We start from the raw sequence: 14,710 nt of genomic DNA on the forward strand, positions 1-14,710 counted from the left end.
TCCGGTCTGCACGTAAAGGAGGTCGACTGTGACCGAGGCGACAACCCGCGTCAAAGCGCATCGGACACAGGCCGAGCGCCGCGAGCAGACCAAGACGGCACTGCTCGACGCCACGATCGACTGCCTCGTCGAGCTCGGCTACGCCCGCACGTCGGTGCAGGAGATCTGTGCCCGCGCGGGCGTTTCCAAAGGCGCGGTGCAACATCACTTCTCCGCCAAGGCGGAACTGATGGCCGCCGCCGTCGAGCACCTGACCGTGAAACTGCGGCGGCAGCTGGCCGAGTCGTTGCAGACGGTGCCGCAGGGCGTCGACGGCATCCCGACGGCGATCGATCTGCTGTGGGAGGGCTATTCGGGCACGCTCGCCACGGCGGCGACCGAACTCTGGGTGGCCGCGCGCACGGACCCGGAGCTCAAGGCGGCGATCCGGCCCGTCGACCGCGCGCTCGGCCGGTCCACTCGCGACCACATCACCTCGATCGCGGCGGGCCTGCCGCGCGAGCGGGTGGAAACCCTGTTCTGGCTGACCGTCAACCTCACCAGGGGACTCGCGCTCGACGCGGAACTCGGCGGCGACCCGAAACGGCGGCGGCAGCTGCTGGACGAATGGAAGCGCATCGCTGTCGCCGTGGCGACGGGATAAAAGGCGTACGAGCCGACCCGGCCCTCACTCGGGTCGGCCCGCGTGCCACTCATCAAGACGGCTCCTGAGCACGACAATGACGTTTACTTGCGCGAAGAATTCGCGTCATAAAAAACGATCACCACTAAACATGAATACTTTTCACTTCACGCTTGGCCGATCGCCGTACCGCCGGTATGCTGTACTACTGGTCGGTAACATCGGGTAGCGCTGAAGGAGTCCGTCATGACGAGCACGACGCCGGCGAGCACGGGACACGACGCGGTCGACCCGGAGACCATCGGCGGCGTCCCGGACGCCCCGTCCGCCTCGCGGGCGGGCCTGCTCGCCGCCCGCGCCAGCGGCGGCAAGGACAGCGCGCCCGTCCGGATGCTCGCGCCGTTCACCGGACTGCCGATCACCACGCTCCCCCAGGCCACCGACGCCGACGCGCGCGCGGCGTTCGACAAGGCCCGCGCCGCGCAGCGTGCCTGGGCTGCACGGCCAGCCGCCGAGCGCCAAGAGGTGCTGATCCGGCTGCACGACCTGGTGCTGGCCCGGCAGGACGAGGTACTCGATCTCGTGCAGGTCGAGGCTGGCAAGGCCCGGATGGACGCGTTCGACGAGGTCAGCGGGACCGCGCTGGTCGCCGCCTACTACGGCAAGCACAGCGCGAAACTCCTCGCGCCGAAGAAGCGCGCCGGTGTCATCCCGGTGCTGACCAAGGTCGCCGAGGTCCGCCACGCCAAGGGCGTCGTCGCGGTCATCTCGCCGTGGAACTACCCGCTCGCGCTGACCGCGATGGACGTGTTGCCCGCGCTGGCCGCGGGCAACACCGTCGTGCAGAAGCCCGACAACCAGACCGCGCTTTCGGCGCTGTGGCTGCACGAACTCGCCGAGGAAGCCGGTTTGCCCGCGGGCGTCTGGCAGATCATCCTCGGCCGCGGCTCGGAAATCGGCCCCGCGCTGCTCGAAGAATCCGACTACCTCTGTTTCACCGGCTCGACCCCGACCGGCAAGCAGCTCGCGGGCCAGGTCGCGCAGCGCCTGACCGGCTATTCGCTGGAACTCGGCGGCAAGAATCCGATGATCGTGCTGCCCGACGCCGACATCGCGAAGGCCGCGGCGGGCGCGGTCACCGCCTGCTTCTCTTCCGCCGGGCAGCTGTGCGTCTCGGTCGAGCGGATCTACGTCCACGAAAGCGTCCGCGAGGAGTTCACCCGCGCATTCGTCGCGAAGACGGCGGCGTTGCAGCTCGGCGCTTCGCTGGACTACAGCGCCGGGATGGGCTCGCTGACCTCGGCGAGCCAGCTGGAAACGGTGTCCGCGCACGTCGAGGACGCCCGCGCGGCCGGCGCGACCGTGCTGACCGGCGGCCGCGCCCGGCCCGATCTCGGCCCGCTGTTCTACGAGCCGACCGTGCTCGCGGACGTCACCCCGGACGCGAAGCTCTTCGCGGAGGAGACGTTCGGGCCGGTCGTGTCGATCTACGGCTACACCGACGTCACCGACGCGATCGAGCGCGCCAACGACACCCGCTACGGCCTGAACGCGAGCGTCTGGTCGCGCAACGGCCGCGCGGGCTGGGAGGTCGCGGCGCGCCTGAAGGCGGGAACGGTCAATGTCAACGAAGGCTTCGCGGCCACCTTCGGCAGTGTCGACCTGCCGATGGGCGGGATGAAGGAGTCCGGCGTCGGCCGCCGCAACGGCGCCGACGGCCTGCTCAAGTACACCGAGTCCCAGTCGATCGCCGTCCAGCGCGGCCTTCGCCTGCGCCCCGGCAAGGGCATGCCGCCCAAGCTCTGGGTCAAGGGCATGACCGCGAGCATGAAGGTCTTGCGCCGCCTCCCCGGCCGCTAAGAGCTGGCGGGCGACGCCAAGAGGCCGCGGTCGTACGCGATGGCCACGGCCTCGGCGCGACGTGACGCGCCCAGCTTGGCCATCACCCTGGACAGGTGGACGCTGACCGTTTTCTCGCTGATGTAAAGCTCTTCGCCCACCTGGCGGTTGGTGCGTCCCAGCGCGACGCGCTCGAGGACATCGCGCTCGCGGTCGGTCAACGGGTTGATCTCGTCGCGACGCTGCGGCGTCGTCTCACCGGGCAGCTCGACCCTGGCGCGGTGCGCGAGGTCGCGCACCGCGTCGCGCAACGGGCAGGCGCCGAGCCGGTCGGCGGTCTCGAAGGCGGGGACGATCTCCGCCGCGGCGCGCTCGGCGTCGGCCGGTTCGCCGGTGGCGAGCAGCGCTTCGGCGTAGTGCCACCGGGAAATCGCCTGTTCGTAGACGGCGCCGTAGCCGAAGGCCTCGACCGTCGCCGCCCACAGCTTCGGATCGGCGGGCCCGCCGAGGCCGCTGGCGGTGGCTTCCGCGCGTGCCAGCCAGGCGAGCCCCTCCGGGCCGAGTTCCACGGAACGCGGCTGCCCGAATTCGGCGCAGTCCTTGACGTGCTTGAGCAACGCCTCGCCGGCGGCGATGGCCGCCGCCGCGCCCGGCGCGTCGCCACGCAGGCGGGCCGAGCCTGCCAGCGCGACCGCGGCCGAGAGACCGAGCGTGCCGATGCGGATGCCGCCCAGCAGGTACGGCTGCATACTGTCCAGCCAGGCCAGCGATTCCTGGGTCCGCTCGAGTGCCACGCGATGCTCGCCCTGCCAGCTCGCGAGCTCGATGCCGGCGGCGCCGCCCGCGAGCCCGATCTGGATGTCGGCGTTCCACTGTGGACGGATGTCGGCCACCAGCTTCGTCGCGGCGGCGAACCGGCCGCGCGCGACGACGATGTGCGCCCAGATCGACAGCATCCTGGCCGCCACCAGACTGGAGACACCCGGCCCGGCGCGCCCGGCGGCGTCCTCCTTCGGCCAGTCACCGCTGACGTAGCGCAGGAACAGCTGGCGCGCGCGGATTTCCACGCCGTAACTGCTCCAGCTGAGCCCGTTCTCCTCGGCGCGCTGCCTGCCGAGCCCGCAGAACTCCAGCGCGGGTGCGATCTCGGCCTGGTCGTCATAGCTCAACGCGAGGAAGTACAACGCGCGAAGCTCGACGTTCAGCGCGCCCGCTTCCCGCGCCTTGCGCTCCGCCTGGCGAAGCCGCTCCCTGGCCTCCTCGAAGTCGCCCGCGGAATCCGCGAGCGTGCCGAGGGTGACCAGCGCCGAGGCCTCGGCACCGGCGGTGCCTGCCGCACGCGCGTCGGCGACCGCGGTTTCCGCGTCCTGCAAGGCTTCTTCCGGCCGGTCGATCAGGCGCAGCACCCCGGCCCTGGTGGCGAGCACCCACGCGCGGATCACGCTCGGCCCGGTCTCGGCGACCAGCTCCCACGCCCGGTTGATCGCCTCGACGACCTCGTCGATGGTGCCCTCGAGCACGAGCAGCGCCTCGGCGAGCCTGCGCCAGACCTTGGCCGCACGCTCGGCGGGCACGTCCGGCGTGAGCGCCTGCGTCGCGGACCGCGCGTACGCGGCCGCCCGCTCCGGCTCCCCCGCAGTGCCTGCGAAATAAGAAGCCTCGTGCAGCAGGCGCAGTTCGTCGACGTCCTCCGGCCGCTCGGGCACGGCGTCCCAAATGGACAGTGCCTGCTCGACATGGCGCAGCGCGGCGCCGGGCGCGCCGAGCTTCTCCGCCTCTGCCATCGCGCGCAGCAACGCGGGCAGCGCGGCGGCGAAGTCGTTGCTCTCCAAGCTGTGATACGCGAGCCGGGCGTCCTGACCACGCCCCTGCGCCCGGTTGCGGATGCGGGTCGCGTACGCGGCGTGCATCCTGATGCGCTCGCCTGGCAGCAGGTCGGCGTAGACCGCTTCCTGCAAAAGCGCGTGCCGGAAAGTGTAGAAACCGCGCTCGATGACGAGCACGTGATGCTGCACGGCCTCGCGCAGCGCCTCGTCGAGTTCGGACTCCCCCAGCCCGGAGACTTCGGTGAGCGCCGCGTGCGCGACCGAGTCGTTCGCGACCGAGATGACGCGCAGCACCCGGCGGGTGTCCGGCGAGAGCCGTTCCAGCCTGGCGAGCAGCACCTCGGCGAGCCCGGCGGGCAGGTCACTGCAGTCGGGGGCCTCGCTGGCCGACGCCAGCAGCTCCTCGACGAAGAACGGATTGCCCTCGGAACGGGCGACGATCCCGGCCACCGCCTCGGCGGTCAACGGCTCCTCGGAGAGCGCCTCGACGAAGGCCCGCGCGTCGGCCTCGCCGAACGGGCGCAGGTCGACACGCTCCACGGTCGCGAGCCGGACCATCTCCGAGAGCAGGCCACGCAGCGGATGGCGGCGGTAGACGTCCTCCTCGCGATAGCTGCCGACGACCAGCAGCCGCTGCGAGCGCAGCCGTGACAGCAGGAAGGACAGGAGGTTGCGGGTGGAGCCGTCCGCCCAGTGGAGGTCTTCGAGCAGGATCACGACCGGCCGCGCGCGGGCGGTCTCGGTCAGCACGCCGAGCACGGCGTCGAACAGCTGCAGCTCGCCGAGGTCCTGCTCCGGCCTCGGGCGCTGCATGCTTTCGCGCTCGTTGGAGTTCATCGCCACGTGCTCGCCGCCCGCGGCGAGTTCGGCGTGCGGCTGATGCACCTGCGGCAGCAGCCTGCCGAGCGCGGGCCGCTCCTTGACCGCGGCGGCGACCGCGGCGACGGTCGAGCCCGCCAGCGGGGCGAGCGCCTCGGCGAACGGCAAGTAAGGCAGACCGCCCTCACGGACGTCGATACAACGCCCCGTCAGCACCAGCGCGTCCCGCGACAGCGCGTACTCACCGAGCGCGGTGAGCAGGCGCGTCTTGCCGACACCCGCGTCACCGGAGAGCAGCACGGCGCCGGCCTCGCCACGCTCGGCGCGGGCGAGGGCGGCCCGTAGCTGACGCATCTCCTGAGTGCGGGCGACGAGCGGGATACCAGAACCTAGACGGGGCACAAGGTGCATTCTGGCCTACCCCTACGACAAAACCGGCACGGTTTTGACTGTGACGACCATGACCGGGCCTACCGGGCCTGGTCGGCGGTCACCCGTTCGGCTGCCCTGCGCTCCTGCTCCGGCACCTTGACCTCCGTGGCCCAGCGTGCGCGCAACCGGCGGCCGAGCCGGTCGGCGCGGTCCACCCAGGCGCTGCGGCCGGCGCGCCGCAGCTGCTCGGTCCGGTACGCCACTTCGGCCTGCACCGCGTCCAACATGAAGTCCGACATCTTGTTCTCCTCGGTTCGTTCTCTTTCCTGTGAACCTCAGAGTCGTCCTGAGGGGGTGCCTCAGGCATCGGGTGATCACCTAGCGCTGGACGCGAATCGACCCCTTACCCCGGCTGATTCCCAGCTCGAAGGGGGTAAGGGGTCGACGATCGGTGCTTAGCTCAGTGAGTCCAGCAGGCCCTGCCACCCGCCGGCGGGCAGCACGAAGGCTCCACCTTCCGGGTCCTTCGAGTCACGCACGGCGGTCCCGCCCGGCACGAAGGCGACCTCGACACAGTCGTTCCCGCCGCCGCTGTGGCTGCTCTTGCGCCACCGGGCCCCGGCCAGCTCGTTTTCGCGCATACTCCCCTACTCCTGTCTACTTCGTATTCTTCATGTGCAACTTCATGTGCAGCGCACCTGAGGTACAACGATGCGCAACGGACGGCGTCACGGTGGGTCAGGTCAGGTCTGCGCGGCGGCCCGCTCGGCGTACCGCCCCGCCGCCTCCGAAATCTGGTGCAGCGAGTCGTCCGGCTTGAGCGCGGCGGCACGCAGGTGATCGAACATCAGCGAGTAACGCCGCACGTCAGGCGGCATTTCGAGGTACAGGCCGGTGGACGTGCTGTCCACGTAGACCACGTCGGGGTCGGCCTGCTCGGGGAAGCCGAGAATCAGGAACGGCCCCTCCATGCCCGGGTGCGCGCCCGCGCCGAACGGCACCACCTGGACGGTCACGTGCGGCATCTTGGCCACCGAGACCATCCGGTACAGCTGCTCGGCCATCACCTCCGGCCCGCCGACCGTCCGGTGCAGCACGGCCTCGTCGATCACCGCCCAGTACTCCGGCGGCGCCGGATCGGTGAGCAGCTCCTGCCTGGCCATCCGCGCGGCCACCCGGCGCTTGATCTCCACCTCGTCGGCGTCCGGCCGCATCGCCCTGATCACCGCGCGGGCGTACCGCTCCGTCTGCAGCAGGCCGGGCACCAGCAGCGCCTGGAACGCGCGCAGCGAACTCGCGTCCGCCTCCAGCCCGACGAACGTGCCGGTGAAGACCTCGTTGTAGGCGTGCCACCAGCCACGCTTGCGCGCCTCGCGCGAGAGCTGGACCAGCGCTTCCTGCTCATCTCCGGAGATGCCGTACAGCTCGAGCATGTCCCTGGCGTCACGCGGCGTGACCCCCACATGCCCGGTTTCGATCCGGCTCACCTTGGACGCCGAACATTCCAGCTTGTCGCCCACCTCGTCGATGGTGAGCTCCGCCGCCTCGCGCAGCCTCCGCAGCTCGCTGGCGAGTCTGCGGCGCCGCACTGTGGGCCCCTGCCCCCGCGTCATGGCACCTCCGGGTCTGGCTCGGGTTCGCAAAACTATCTCATGACATATCTAACCAGCCGGTCCCGCACACGGTGATGTTCTAACACTTAAAGAAATGGAGCCGATCCCCGATCGGTGGACTGCAATTTGCAGAAAGCCGCTGTACGCTGTGGATCCTGCGCGGAATTGATCGGCGGCGAGAGTCGCGAGGGGGTACTAGATGCGGGAGCGGGATTCCATCTTGGGCCCGATGCAAGCCGCCGTCCATCACAGACTGACCGAGCTCACCCGATCGGTGGGCAAGTCCGATCAGGACCGTCTCGTCGTGCTGGCCGAGCACGAGATCCCCCGCCTCGTCGCGGCACTGCGCGAAGTACTCGCCGAGCACGAACCGGACGCCGCAGGCCGCTGCCCCACCTGCCGCAGACGCCAGCCGTGGTCCCCGTTCCGGCGTCGCAAACAGACGCCATGCCGCGCATACTTGGCAGTACGGCTGCGGCTCGACACCGACGCCGTGCCGACCGTGGCCGCGAGCCACCACAAACGAAGGAAGCGGAGCCCGCAGTACCAAGGCTGAACCGCGACCTTCCACGGGGTCCGGGATTGTTCCCCCCGATCGATCCCGGGCCCTGTGTTTGTTTAATGCGCGCTCAAGTTTTCGCGTCGACAGGGCGCCGGGGCTTGGGCTCGCCGATGCTTGGGGTTCCGGCGGCCCGCGCTTCGGGGTCGTGAGTGGTACGGCCGGTTCTAACCGGTCAAAACGCTCACGAGTCCCATGCGAAGGAAGCCGCGTTGGCGTGGGAGTTTAGCGGGCTTTATCCCGGCCCGGCCGGTGGAGCGAGGGGCACCCTCGCTCGCCCTGGCATAAGATGCAGGTCGCTTTTGCGCCTTTTGTCTTACTTTGTTCGAGTCCGCGAGGCTTTCGGACGGCATGAACGTGCGGATCGGGAGAACGGCAAAACGCTCACGAGCCGATTACGCGGAGGAGGCCTTCTTGGACGACTGTGGCGATGAGGGTTCCGTCGGCGGCGAAGAAGCGGCCCGTCGCGAGGCCGCGGGCGCCTGAGGCCGTCGGGGACTGGCTGTCGTAGAGGAACCACTCGTCGGCGCGGAACGGGCGGTGGAACCACAGCGCGTGGTCCAGCGAGGCGCCCAGTACCTTGTCGAGCTCCCAGTAGACGCCATGGCGGGCCAGGATCGAGTCGAGCAGGGTCATGTCCGACGCGTAGGTGAGCACACAGACGTGCAGGAGCTGGTCGACGGGCAGGGTGCCGTCGGCGCGCATCCAGACGCGGGTGTGCGCGGGGCGCTCGCCGGTCTCGCGGGTGACCCACGGCGGCGGGCTGACGTAGCGGATGTCGATCGGGCGGGGACGCTCGTGGTGCGTGATGCCCGATTCCTTGGCCCAGTCGACCAGCGACGGCAGTGACTCGGGCGCCGGGACGCCGTCCGGCATGGACTCGGCGTGCTCGATGCCGGGCTCGTCCTTCTGGAACGAGGCCGACAGCGAAAAAATGGCCTTGCCGTGCTGGATGGCGACCACGCGCCTGGTCGTGAACGACCGGCCGTCGCGGATGCGGTCGACCTCGTAGACGATCGGGACGCTGGGGTCGCCGCCGCGGATGAAATACGCGTGCAGCGAGTGGACCCTGCGGTCCGCAGGCACGGTACGGCCGGCGGCGACCAGAGCCTGGCCCGCCACCTGGCCGCCGAACACCCGCACCGGCGAATGCCGGGGCGAGACACCGCGGAAGATGTTCTCCTCGATCTTCTCCAGATCGAGGAGCGCCACCAGCCTGTCCAGCACGGGCTGCCCCGCGCCGGACGTCGTGTCGAGACGGGAAGCGGCTTCCTTGGCCAATTCGGTCATGACGGAACCTTATTGCCTAAGCGGCCGCTTAGTCTCTTAAGCGTGGTCGTCTTCACCAAGTCGGTGAACGTGGATCAGGTTCGTCGAGCCGACGGTGCCGGGAGGCGAACCGGCCACGATGACCACCAGGTCGCCGCGCTGGTACCGGCCCATCTCCAGCATCGAGTGGTCGACCTGCTGGATCATCTCGTCGGTCGTCTCCACCCTCGGCACGATCCGGGTGACGGTGCCCCAGGTCATCGCCAGCTGCGCGCGGACGCTCTCCTCCGGCGTGAACGCCAGCAGCGGCAGCCGGGTGTGCAGCCGCGCGAGGCGGCGCACGGTGTCGCCGGACTGGGTGAACGCGACCAGCGCCTTCGCGTTGAGGCGCTCGCCGATGTCGCGGGCGGCGTAGGAGATGACGCCACGCTTGGTGCGCGGGACGTGCGAGAGCGGCGGCACGATCGGCGAGTCGGTCTCGATCGTCTCGATGATGCGGGCCATCGTCTTGACCGTGTCGATCGCGTAGCGGCCGACGCTCGTCTCACCGGAGAGCATCAGCGCGTCGGCGCCGTCGAGCACCGCGTTGGCGACGTCCGAGGCCTCCGCGCGGGTCGGGCGGGAGCTGTTGATCATCGACTCGAGCATCTGCGTCGCGACGATGACCGGCTTCGCGTTCTCGCGGGCGATCTGGATGGTGCGCTTCTGCACCAGCGGGACCTGCTCGAGCGGCAGCTCGACGCCGAGGTCACCGCGGGCGATCATCACCGCGTCGAAGGCGAGGACGATGGCCTCGAGGTTGTATACGGCCTCAGGCTTCTCGATCTTCGCGACGACCGGCAGGCGGCCCTTGCCGACCTTGTCCATCACCTGGTGCACCAGGTCGATGTCGGCGGGCGAGCGCACGAACGAGAGCGCGATGAAGTCGACGCCCAGCTCCAGCGCGAATTCGAGGTCCTCGATGTCCTTGTCGGACAGCGCGGGCACCGAAACGTCCATGCCGGGCAGCGAAACGCCCTTGTTGTTGCTGACCGGGCCGCCCTCGGTGACCTCGCAGACCACGTCGGAACCCTCGACGCCCTTGACCACGAGCCCGACCTTGCCGTCGTCGACGAGCAGGCGGTCGCCCGGCTTCGCGTCGTGCGCGAGGCCCTTGTAGGTGGTGGAAACGCGGTCGTGGGTGCCCTCGACGTCCTCGACGGTGATGCGCACGACGTCGCCGGTGCGCCACTCGACGGGGCCACCGGCGAACGTGCCAAGGCGGATCTTCGGGCCCTGCAGGTCGGCCAGGATGCCGACCGCGCGGCCGGACTCGGCGGCCGCGGTGCGGATCAGGTCGTAGACGGCCTTGTGGTCGCTGTGGCTCCCGTGGCTGAAGTTCATTCTCGCGACGTCCATCCCGGCGTCTACGAGTGCCCGCATCTTCTCCGGCGTTGCGGTGGCGGGGCCCAATGTACAAACGATCTTCGCGCGTCGGCTCACGTTCGAACAGCCTAGTCCTTTGTGGCCAACGAGTCTGTACCGATCCCGAAAGTTCCTCTGCGTGTCTTGTCGGCGACGTGTTCACGGTAACCTTCGTAACCATGACGGTGGTGTCGCGAGTGGTCGCGCTGATCTTGACTATCGCCTGCGTAGCGGCCTGTTCCGGGCCGACTCCGACACCGCCCTACTGGCAGCGAATCGAAGATCCGGCGCCCGGCGCGAAGGTGCGCGCGCTGATCACGGACGGCCACGTGCTGTACGCGTTCGGTTCCGCCGGGCACGCGCCCGCCGCCTGGGCCGGACGGCCGTGGCGCGCGGTGCCCGTCCAACCACGCAGCGGATATGGCAGGCAGGCCGACCTGACGCTGCCGTCACTGTCGGGCGACAGGCTCTTCGCGCTCGGCGAGGCGTTCGGCGGCGCGCACGGCAATCCCCGGCCGACGATCTGGGCCGGCTCGGCGGCGGGGCTCACCGAGTACCCGCAGGGTGTCGAGCTGCTCGGCGGGCCGCGCGGGATCACCACCTCCGGTTCGGCCGCCGGACCGGACGCCTTCCTGCTGACCGGGCAGTGGGATCACGCGCGGGGCGGGCCGGGCGCCGCCGTCTGGCTCTCCCCCGACGGCGTGACCTGGGCGCAGCAGGAGGACCCCGCGCTGCTCAGCGAGCCGGGCGCGCAGACCCGGATTCTCGGCGCGGGGCACGACGGGCGTGAGTTCGTGGCCGTCGGCGACGTGAGCGTCAACGAGCCGGGCCGCGCCAAAGCGACCCCACTCGCCTGGACTTCTGCGGACGGCAAGACGTGGCGACGCGAACCGCTCGCCGACCCGGACAGCCTGGGCAACACCTCGGTCGCGCGCGTGACCTGCTCGCCCGAATCCTGCGTCGCGGTCGGCGTCACCAGCCGTCCCGGCGGCGTCCAGCGCCTGGTGTCCTGGGTGCGGACCGCGACCTGGGGACAGCCGTCCGTGGCGGCCGTCGACGTACCCGCTGATCAGCTGCTCGAGGTGACCGGCCTGACCGCTCGGATGGTGACGGCGAAAGCCGGCGGACGGCCGCGGCTGTGGTCACTCGACGGCAAGGAAATGCCGCTGCCGGAAGAGTCCGACAGCGTGTCCGCAGCCTCACTCGGACGGGACGACTTCCTGGCGACCACCCGTGGCGACGTCACCCATCTCTGGACGCGTCCGGTCACGCCTTAGCGGCGGGGTTTCTCGCTCGTGCCGACGTGGTCGCGTGCCCATTCGTTGAACGCGCGGACCTGCCGCCACGCCTTCTTCACACGGTCCAGCGAGGCGCGCTCGTGCAGCGCGTCGTCCGGCTCCCAGACGCGGACCGCGTACACCGAGCGGTACTTGAGCAGGTCGAGCCTCGGGTGGTCGTCGTCGAATCCCCGCGGCTTGGTCTTGAGCTGATCTCCCCTGATCTCCCAGCCCGCGCGGCGCAGGCTCGCGAGCACCTTCTCCAGCGCCTTGCCGTGGATGTCGGTGTCGACCGCCTGCCGGTACCTGGCGAGCTGGTCGGACTCCAGGTGGAAACAGCCGCCGCCGACCCGCAGCCCCTCCGGCCCGACCTCGACGTAGTACGCCCCGCCGCCGCGGCCCTGCTCGATCACCGCGCCGCAGTGCGTCTTGTACGGCGTCTTGTCACCGGAGAACCGCGTGTCCCGGTACGGCCGGAAGATCTTGCCGGTGCCGAACCCCGCGCCGAACTCGGGCTCCAGCTCCTTGAGCAGCGCCTCCATCGGCGCTTTGACGTCCTCCTTGTAGATGGTGAGGTTGTCGTCCCAGTAGATCTTGGAGTTGTCGGCGAGCAGGCCGTCGTAGAACTCCACGGCGTGCTCACCGAAGCCGGCGAACTTCATACGAGGAGACGATAGTCCCGCCCACCGACAATCCCGAGCCACCCCCGGCCTATTTCACGAAATGAATCAAGGCGGCATTTAATTCAGGATTTAAATGACAGCGAGCCGACAGTTCCGCTTGGTCCACTTCTTGGCGCGGCAGGAAATGCCGCAGCGCATTGACCCATGAAGGAGAGAAACGTGCTCGAAAATCTGGGGAAAGCGACCAGGCTGGCAGTGGCGGGCCTCGCCGTGGTCGGCGGAACGGCCGCGATGACCGGCCCGGCCGCCGCCGCGCCGTCGAACGAGTCGACCATCCAGGGCTGTTCCTCGTCCAACGCGGCGGTTCCGTGGCAGTCCGGCAGCGAGATCGTGACCACCGCCAGCAGCTCGGGCTGCGACCGATCCTGGCACTTCCAGGTGCTGCTGGAGCGCGAATCCTGGCGCGGCTGGATCACGGAAAGGAACCCATCGTGGGACGGCGACGGCAGCGCGACGCCGAAGTATCCCTGTGGTGGCATGGGCACCTACAACTACCGCACGACGATCTACAAGACCAACCCGGCCGGCACCGTCTTCACCTCGCAGTCCGGCGTCGCCCGGTACAGCTGCTGAAAAAGGTCGTGAGTGTTCCCGACGGTTCTAGCCGTCGGAAACACTCACGACCCTCATCGAGTGGAACCCGGCGTGGCAGTAGACCTCTTTGTCGGCTGCCACGCCGGTTGCCCTTGGTTACCTGGCGAGTGCGGAGATCAGCTCGCCGCCGGTGGTGTCGCCGGAGAGCTCCCAGAACATCGCGCCGCCGAGACCCTGCTGCTTGGCGTAGTTCACCTTGCCGCCGATGGTGCTCGGGGTGTCGTAGCTCCACCACTGGTTGCCGCACTTGGCGTACGCGGTGCCCGCGACGGTGCCGGTGGACGGGCACTTGCCCTTGAGCACCTTGTAGTCCTCGATACCGGCCTCGTACGTGCCAGGTGCGGCGCCGGTCGCGGTGCCACCCGGCGCGCTCTGCGTGACGCCGGTCCAGCCTCGGCCGTAGAAACCGATGCCCAGCAACAGTTTGCTCGACGGGACACCCTTGCTCTTGAGCTTCTGGATGGCCGCGTCGGAGTAGAAGCCTGCGGTCGGGATGCCGTTGTAGCTCGTCAGCGGCGAGTGCGGGGCGGTCGGGCCCTGCGCGGCCCAGGCGCCGAAGTAGTCGTAGGTCATGACGTTGTACCAGTTGACCGAGGACGCGGCGCCCGCGTAGTCGGCGGCGTCGATCTTGCCGCCGGAGGTGCCGTCCGCGGTGATCGCGGCGGTGACCAGCTTCGAGCCGAACTTGGCCTTGACCGCGCCCATCAGGTTCTTGAACGCCGCCGCGCCGCTGGTGTCACAGCTGAGGCCGCAGGCGTTCGGGTACTCCCAGTCGATGTCGATGCCGTCGAAGACACCGGCCCAGCGCGGGTCGTTGACCAGGTTGTAGCAGGACTGCGCGAACGCGGCCGGGTTCTTCGCGGCCTGGGTGAAGCCGCCCGACCAGGTCCAGCCGCCGAACGACCACAGGATCTTGATGTTCGGGTACTGCTTCTTGAGCTTCTTCAGCTGGTTGAAGTTGCCGCGCAGCGCGCCGGCGTCCCAGGTGTCGGCGACCCCGTCGACGCTCGACGCGGCGTCGTAGAACTTGTCGTAGTCGGCGTAGGCGTCACCGATCGAGCAGCCGCCGTTCGTGACGTTGCCGAAGGCGTAGTTGATGTGCGTCAGCTTGCTCGCCGAGCCGCTGGTCTTGATGTTCTTGACGTGGTAGTTCCGGGCGTAGACACCCCATTCCACGAAGTAGCCGACGACCTTGCCGACAGAGGCCTCGGCCTGCTCGGTGCCCGCCGGGGCCTGGACTGTCGCGGTGGCGGGAACCGTGATCGACATCAGTGCGGCCGCGGCCGCGCTCAAGATGGCGATCAGCCTGCGCTTACTCGAACGGGGCATGCCTTCTCCCTTTCAGTGTCACGAAGAGTGACGAAACCGGTGCGGAGGGACTGCATAAAAGGGTGAATGGACTAGACCAATAAGTCAATGGTTCAGACCAGCTATTTGGAAAGCGGGTAACCGATTAACTCGAACGGCCGCAACATGCCTTGACATGAATATGCGCCGAGAGGCACATTCGCCGGGTGATGCACACTTTCGACGTACTGGCGGAACCTCGCAGGCGGACGATCCTCGACCTGCTCCGCGACGGGGAGCGCTCGGTCGGCGAGCTGGTCGAGCAGCTGGACCTGAGCCAGCCTGCCGTCTCCAAGCACCTGCGGGTACTGCGCGAAGCGGGCCTGGTCACCGTTCGCGTCGCCGCCCAGCGCCGCTGCTACCGGCTGCGGCCGGAGCCGCTCGCCGAGATCGACGCCTGGCTGGCCCCGTACCGGAAATTCTGGGAAGGACGGCTGGACGCGCTGGAACGTCACCTGGACTCGCGCTGACCCCGCCGCCCGTTCA

14 protein-coding genes are annotated in these 14,710 nt (G+C 69.1%); 6 read left to right on the forward strand and 8 right to left on the reverse strand.

Annotation, left to right across the window (positions count from 1 at the left end; all coding sequences use genetic code 11):
• Nucleotides 1–28: 28 nt before the first annotated feature.
• Nucleotides 29–643, forward strand: a complete 615-nt coding sequence (locus AB5J62_RS27950) for a TetR/AcrR family transcriptional regulator (protein ID WP_370942900.1) — start codon at nt 29–31, stop codon at nt 641–643.
• Nucleotides 644–868: 225 nt separating this feature from the next.
• Entirely contained in the window at nt 869–2,482 is a 1,614-nt protein-coding gene (locus AB5J62_RS27955) for a succinic semialdehyde dehydrogenase (RefSeq protein WP_370942901.1), read from the forward strand.
• On the opposite strand, the gene AB5J62_RS27960 is transcribed toward AB5J62_RS27955, so the two are convergent.
• From AB5J62_RS27960 to AB5J62_RS27975, 4 genes are all read right to left on the reverse strand, one after another.
• Nucleotides 2,479–5,517 (reverse strand): helix-turn-helix transcriptional regulator, encoded by a 3,039-nt coding sequence (locus tag AB5J62_RS27960; protein WP_370942902.1) that lies wholly within the window; start codon nt 5,515–5,517, stop codon nt 2,479–2,481. The two genes, AB5J62_RS27955 and AB5J62_RS27960, sit on opposite strands and share 4 nt — an antisense overlap.
• Before the next feature lie 59 nt (nt 5,518–5,576).
• Nucleotides 5,577–5,777, reverse strand: a complete 201-nt coding sequence (locus AB5J62_RS27965; RefSeq protein ID WP_370942903.1) for a hypothetical protein — start codon at nt 5,775–5,777, stop codon at nt 5,577–5,579.
• 156 nt (nt 5,778–5,933) lie between these two features.
• On the reverse strand, nt 5,934–6,119 hold the full coding sequence (locus AB5J62_RS27970; RefSeq protein WP_370942904.1) for a DUF397 domain-containing protein: 186 nt from the start codon (nt 6,117–6,119) through the stop codon (nt 5,934–5,936).
• A 102-nt stretch (nt 6,120–6,221) separates the two neighbouring features.
• Nucleotides 6,222–7,091: a helix-turn-helix domain-containing protein gene (locus AB5J62_RS27975; RefSeq protein ID WP_370942905.1), complete on the reverse strand. Its 870-nt coding sequence runs from the start codon at nt 7,089–7,091 to the stop codon at nt 6,222–6,224.
• Nucleotides 7,092–7,290: 199 nt separating this feature from the next.
• Between AB5J62_RS27975 and AB5J62_RS27980 the strand changes: the two genes are divergently transcribed.
• Nucleotides 7,291–7,647, forward strand: coding sequence for a hypothetical protein (locus AB5J62_RS27980; protein WP_370942906.1), 357 nt, complete (start codon nt 7,291–7,293; stop codon nt 7,645–7,647).
• Nucleotides 7,648–8,034: 387 nt separating this feature from the next.
• On the opposite strand, the gene AB5J62_RS27985 is transcribed toward AB5J62_RS27980, so the two are convergent.
• Both AB5J62_RS27985 and pyk read right to left on the reverse strand, forming a co-directional pair.
• Nucleotides 8,035–8,940, reverse strand: a complete 906-nt coding sequence (locus AB5J62_RS27985) for an acyl-CoA thioesterase (RefSeq protein WP_370942907.1) — start codon at nt 8,938–8,940, stop codon at nt 8,035–8,037.
• A gap of 36 nt (nt 8,941–8,976) precedes the next feature.
• The gene (gene pyk / locus AB5J62_RS27990) at nt 8,977–10,401 is read right to left on the reverse strand and encodes a pyruvate kinase (protein ID WP_370942908.1); all 1,425 of its coding nucleotides are present in this window, start codon (nt 10,399–10,401) and stop codon (nt 8,977–8,979) included.
• 101 nt (nt 10,402–10,502) lie between these two features.
• Here pyk and AB5J62_RS27995 point away from each other — a divergent pair, with 101 nt between their 5' ends.
• Nucleotides 10,503–11,600 carry a hypothetical protein gene (locus tag AB5J62_RS27995; protein ID WP_370942909.1) on the forward strand — a complete coding sequence of 366 codons (1,098 nt, stop codon included), beginning with the start codon at nt 10,503–10,505 and terminating at the stop codon, nt 11,598–11,600.
• On the opposite strand, the gene AB5J62_RS28000 is transcribed toward AB5J62_RS27995, so the two are convergent.
• Nucleotides 11,597–12,262 carry a DUF2461 domain-containing protein gene (locus tag AB5J62_RS28000; RefSeq protein WP_370942910.1) on the reverse strand — a complete coding sequence of 222 codons (666 nt, stop codon included), beginning with the start codon at nt 12,260–12,262 and terminating at the stop codon, nt 11,597–11,599. The genes AB5J62_RS27995 and AB5J62_RS28000 overlap by 4 nt on opposite strands.
• Before the next feature lie 180 nt (nt 12,263–12,442).
• Between AB5J62_RS28000 and AB5J62_RS28005 the strand changes: the two genes are divergently transcribed.
• Nucleotides 12,443–12,856, forward strand: a complete 414-nt coding sequence (locus tag AB5J62_RS28005) for a hypothetical protein (RefSeq protein ID WP_370942911.1) — start codon at nt 12,443–12,445, stop codon at nt 12,854–12,856.
• A gap of 117 nt (nt 12,857–12,973) precedes the next feature.
• Here AB5J62_RS28005 and AB5J62_RS28010 read toward each other — a convergent pair whose 3' ends face one another.
• Entirely contained in the window at nt 12,974–14,206 is a 1,233-nt protein-coding gene (locus tag AB5J62_RS28010) for a glycoside hydrolase family 18 protein (protein ID WP_370942912.1), read from the reverse strand.
• A 185-nt stretch (nt 14,207–14,391) separates the two neighbouring features.
• On the opposite strand from AB5J62_RS28010, the gene AB5J62_RS28015 reads away from it, so the two are divergent.
• Nucleotides 14,392–14,694, forward strand: coding sequence for an ArsR/SmtB family transcription factor (locus AB5J62_RS28015; RefSeq protein WP_370942913.1), 303 nt, complete (start codon nt 14,392–14,394; stop codon nt 14,692–14,694).
• Nucleotides 14,695–14,710 lie beyond the last annotated feature (16 nt).

The sequence above is a fragment of the Amycolatopsis sp. cg5 genome, from assembly GCF_041346955.1.
Classification (GTDB): Bacteria; Actinomycetota; Actinomycetes; order Mycobacteriales; family Pseudonocardiaceae; genus Amycolatopsis.